The 4,198-nt window shown below is 71.6% G+C and carries 4 protein-coding genes; all 4 read right to left on the bottom strand.

From position 1 onward, the window contains the following. Nucleotides 1-1,464: MFS transporter (locus P1P70_RS41555; protein ID WP_319247220.1), on the bottom strand; the 1,464-nt coding region annotated here is incomplete at its 3' end. Between the two features lie 73 nt (nucleotides 1,465-1,537). Further along, nucleotides 1,538-2,560: a class II fructose-bisphosphate aldolase gene (fbaA, locus tag P1P70_RS41560; RefSeq protein ID WP_319247222.1), complete on the bottom strand. Its 1,023-nt coding sequence runs from the start codon at nucleotides 2,558-2,560 to the stop codon at nucleotides 1,538-1,540. 188 nt (nucleotides 2,561-2,748) lie between these two features. After that, nucleotides 2,749-3,303 (bottom strand): orotate phosphoribosyltransferase, encoded by a 555-nt coding sequence (gene pyrE, locus P1P70_RS41565; protein ID WP_319247224.1) that lies wholly within the window; start codon nucleotides 3,301-3,303, stop codon nucleotides 2,749-2,751. 48 nt (nucleotides 3,304-3,351) lie between these two features. Next, nucleotides 3,352-4,146 carry an aldose 1-epimerase gene (locus P1P70_RS41570; protein WP_319247225.1) on the bottom strand — a complete coding sequence of 265 codons (795 nt, stop codon included), beginning with the start codon at nucleotides 4,144-4,146 and terminating at the stop codon, nucleotides 3,352-3,354. Between the last annotated feature and the right edge of the window lie 52 nt (nucleotides 4,147-4,198).

The raw sequence follows: 4,198 nt of genomic DNA on the forward strand, positions 1-4,198 counted from the left end.
CTCCCCCGCTCCCCTCTCTCCCGCCTCCAGTGGCGGCGACACCACCCCGCAGTGGGTCCGGCACTCCGGATGGCGGCAGTCCGGCTGCGGGCGCCGGACCGTCGTGTACGACAGCACCGCGCCCACCACCAGCGTCGCGGCGCAGACGATCATCGCCGTGCCGAACGCGTCGTCGAACTGGCTCGCCGACCGGTACGACTCCGGCCCCATCCCCGCGATCAGCGGCAACGCCGCCACGGCGACCAGGCCGGCCGCACGCGCCGCCGCGTTGTTGATGCCGCTCGCCAGGCCCGCGTGCTCGGTGTCCACGGAGGCCAGGACCGTCGCGGTCAGGGGCGCGACCAGGGTGACCATGCCGAGGCCGAGCACGAGCAGCGCGGGCAGGACGTCGAGGACGTACGACGCGTCCGGGCCCACCCGCAGGGCCAGCAGCATGCCCGCCGCGCACAGCAGCGGGCCGACGGTGAGGGGGATCCGGGGGCCGATCCGCTCGCCGAGCGCGCCCGCGCGGGACGAGAGCAGGAGCATCAGGACCGTGATGGGGAGCAGGGCCGTGCCCGCGCCCAGGGCCGAGTAGCCCGACACCACCTGGAGCTGGAGCGCGGCGAGGAAGAAGAACCCGCCGAAGGCCGCGTACACGCACAGGGTGACCAGGTTGACCGTCGTGAACTGGCGGGAGGCGAAGATCTCCGGCGGCATCATCGGGTCGGGCCGGGCGCGTTCGACGTACACGAAGGCCACGCCCGCCGCGACACCGGCGACGGCCGAGACGGTCACCGCGAGCGAGCCCTCCGCCGCCTCGATCAGGGCGTACGTCACCAGCGCCAGCGACGACGCGCCGAGGAACGCGCCGAGCACGTCGAAGCGGTTCTCGTGGGCCCGGCCGTCCCCCGACTCGGGCACGTGCCGGGTGGCCACGGGCACGCAGACGAGCGCGAGGGGGACGTTCAGCAGGAAGACCCAGCGCCAGCCGGGGCCGTCCACCAGCCAGCCGCCCAGGAACGGGCCGACGGCCGCGCCGATGCCGCCGAAGCCGGACCACAGGCCGACGGCCCGCGCCCGGTCGTCGGGGTGGAACGAGGCCTGGATGAGCGCGAGCGAACCCGGGGTGAGCAGCGCCCCGCCCACGCCCTGCAGCGCGCGGGCCGCGATCAGGACGCCGACGTTCGGCGCGAGACCGCACAGCAGGGACGCCACGGCGAACCACACCACGCCGATCACGAACACCTTGCGCCGGCCGAAGCGGTCACCGAGCGCGCCGCCCAGCAGGATCAGACCGGCGAGGGTGAGCATGTACGCGTTGACGGTCCACTGGAGGGCCGCGAGGTCCGCGTCCAGGTCGTCGCCCATCCGGGGCAGGGCGACGTTGACGACCGTGGAGTCCAGCAGCGCCATGCTGGAGCCGAGGATCGTGGTGAACAGGATCCACTTGCCCTGGGGCGAGGCGAGCCGGATGTCGGGCATGGGTCCAGGTATACAGCGAGCCCGGTGCCGTGGCACCGGGCTCGTCGCACGCGACGGGACGTACGGGCTGGGCTTACTTGATCTTCTGGCCCGCCGAACGCAGGTTCTGCGTGGCCTCGACGACACGCGCGGCCATGCTCGCCTCGGCGAGCTTGCCCCAGGTGCGGGGGTCGTAGGTCTTCTTGTCGCCGACCTCGCCGTCGACCTTCAGGACACGGTCGTAGTTCTGGAACATGTGGGCCGCCACCGGACGCGTGAAGGCGTACTGGGTGTCGGTGTCGATGTTCATCTTGACGACGCCGTTCTCCAGGGCCGTGCGGATCTCTTCCTCCGTCGAGCCCGAGCCGCCGTGGAAGACGAAGTCGAACGGGGACTCCTTGCCGAAGCGGGAGGCCACGCCCTCGTTCAGCTCCTTGAGGAGGTCGGGGCGGAGCACGACGTTGCCCGGCTTGTAGACGCCGTGGACGTTGCCGAAGGACGCGGCCAGCAGGTAGCGGCCCTTCTCGCCGAGGCCGAGCGCCTCGACGGTGCGGATCGCGTCGTCGACCGTCGTGTAGAGGGAGTCGTTGATCTCGTGGGAGACGCCGTCCTCCTCGCCACCGGTCGGGGTGATCTCGACCTCCAGGATGATCTTCGCGGCGGCGGCGCGGGCGAGGAGTTCCTGGGCGATGGAGAGGTTGTCGGCGAGGGTCTCCGCCGAGCCGTCCCACATGTGGGACTGGAACAGCGGGTTGCGGCCGGCCTTGACGCGCTCCTCCGACACGGCCAGCAGCGGACGTACGTAGCCGTCGAGCTTGTCCTTCGGGCAGTGGTCGGTGTGCAGGGCGACCGTGACGGGGTACTTCTCGGCCACGATGTGCGCGAACTCCGCGAGGGCGACGGAACCCGTCACCATGTCCTTGCTGTACTGACCGCCCAGGAACTCGGCACCGCCGGTCGACATCTGGATGATGCCGTCGCTCTCCGCCTCCGCGAAGCCCCGCAGCGCGGCGTGCAGCGTCTGGGTCGAGGTCACGTTGATGGCCGGGTAGGCGAACTTGCCTGCCTTCGCCCGGTCGAGCATCTCGTTGTAGACCTCGGGGGTTGCGATGGGCATGGTCCGCTCCTTGTATGTGCGGGTGGCGTTGTGCTTACGGTCCCTGACCTAGGGTTGCGACATCATCGTCGGCCCCATCCTTCCAGACGGGACCCGATGCTCCGGCCAGGGTGTCCGGAACTGGTCGGTAACCGCTGACCTTGGTGTCCTCGACCGTGCCGACAGTCGTACGAACGTCGGCCGGGACCTCAGTCGAGGCCCAACTCGTCCTTCGAGAACGCGAACCGGTACGGGACGCCGGCGCCCGCCTCGATCTTCTCGGCGGCGCCGGTGGCGCGGTCGACGATGGTGGCGACGGCGACGACCTCGGCGCCGGCCTCGCGGACGGCCTCGACGGCGGTGAGCGGGGAGCCGCCGGTGGTGGAGGTGTCCTCGACGACGAGGACCCGGCGGCCGCTGATGTCCGGCCCCTCCACCCGGCGCTGCATCCCGTGCGCCTTGGCCGCCTTGCGCACGACGAACGCGTCCAGCCTGCGGCCGCGCGCGGCGGCCGCGTGCAGCATCGCGCCGGCGACCGGGTCGGCGCCCATCGTCAGACCGCCCACCGCGTCGAAGTCGAGGTCGGCGGTCAGATCGAGGAGCACCTGTCCGACCAGCGGGGCGGCCTCGCCGTCGAGGGTGACGCGGCGCAGGTCGATGTAGTAGTCCGCCTCCAGACCCGACGACAGGGTCACCTTGCCGTGCACCACGGCCTTGTCCTTGATCTGCTGCAGCAGGGATCCACGTACGTCCACGTCAGTCATGGCAGTCAGCTTAAGGGGGCCCTTATGTCCGCTTACCGGCGTGTCCGCCTACAGGCGACGCCAGGTCCAGGTCGTGGACGCCTCCAGCGGATCGATGGGGGTGACCAGACGGGGGTGGGTGTTGAGGCCGTTGGGCGGGCCGGTCTGCGGTTCGACGCACACGGCCTCCGCCTGCTCGTCGTAGACCACGACCCACTCCTCGCGCGAGGCCACCTTCAGCTCCAGCCGGTCCGGCCAGGTGAGGGTGACGTCGACGCCGTCGGGCATCCCGAAGCAGTCGTCCCAGGGGCCGGGCCGGGGATCGACGCGGTTGCCGGTGGGCAGGTGGTCCGCGCCGCGCTCCTCCTGCCAGGTGGGCCGGAAGTCGATCCGCACGTCCTCGCCGCCGTCCGCCAGGGTCCGGTTGAACCAGGGGTGCCAGCCGACCTGTGCCGGGAAGGAGGAGTCGTGCGCCTCCACGGACATGGCGAGGGTGAGGGCGTCCGGGGTGAGCGTGAACACCTGGGTGACGCGGCCGGGGTAGGGCCAGGGCTCGACCAGGTCGTACGTGAGGACGGCCTCGTCGGCGCCGTGGCGGGCGACGCGCCAGGCTCCCTCGCGGGTGGTGCCGTGGATGGCGTGGGGCGGGGCGTTGAGGGGCATCTGCTGGACGCTGCCGCCGCTGCGGAAGCGGCCGTCGCGGACGCGGCCGCACCACGGCACCATCGGGAAGCAGCCGAACCGCTCGCCCTGCCGCAGCAGTTCGACCCCACCGACGCGCAGCCCCGCGACCCGGCCACCGTTCCCCGGCGCCAGCACGACCTCCGCGTCACCCGCGGCCAACGTGATCTCTTCACTACTCACGCCTCGACCCTACTGGTCGACCCCACGGGGGAGTTAGGGGACAGCCCCCGGG

Source organism: Streptomyces sp. MB09-02B (genome assembly GCF_033794485.1).
Lineage (GTDB): Bacteria > Actinomycetota > Actinomycetes > Streptomycetales > Streptomycetaceae > Streptomyces.

Excerpts from the sequence above, each read along its gene's own strand:
- pyrE (WP_319247224.1), bottom strand. The coding sequence starts at position 3,303 with ATGACTGACGTGGACGTACGTGGATCCCTGCTGCAGCAGATCAAGGAC.
- fbaA (WP_319247222.1), bottom strand. The coding sequence starts at position 2,560 with ATGCCCATCGCAACCCCCGAGGTCTACAACGAGATGCTCGACCGGGCG.